General features: G+C 51.4%; 1 protein-coding gene. It reads left to right on the plus strand.

All coding sequences use genetic code 11. The features are described 5' to 3' along the window. Positions 1-381: RHS repeat-associated core domain-containing protein (locus AAC147_RS12385; protein ID WP_047686765.1), on the plus strand; the 381-nt coding region annotated here is incomplete at both ends.

Here is a 381-nt window from a genome sequence, read left to right on the forward strand (position 1 = left end):
AATTTTTATTTTCAGGATGCCTTAGGCTCGACCATTGCCCTCACGAATGCGCAAGGTGAGGTAATAGAAAAACACAGCTATACTGCTTATGGGTTAGAGAGGGATTTCGGTAATGCGGCTTTCCGCTTTGCCGGGCGGCGTATTGATCCTGAAACCGGCCTGTCTTACAACCGGGCACGCTATTACTCTCCCGCTCTGGGGCGCTTTTTGCAGACTGACCCCGCTGGAACAGAGGATGGCCTCAATCTCTACGCCTATACCGGCAACGACCCCGTTAACCTCGTTGACCCGACAGGACAATGGGGAGAGACTGCAAGTACAGTTCTGGATTACATACCTATTGTTGGTGGAGCTAAAGGGATCTACGAAGCCTACCAAGAC

The sequence above is a fragment of the Xenorhabdus sp. NBAII XenSa04 genome (assembly GCF_963866145.1).
Taxonomy (GTDB): domain Bacteria; phylum Pseudomonadota; class Gammaproteobacteria; order Enterobacterales; family Enterobacteriaceae; genus Xenorhabdus; species Xenorhabdus indica.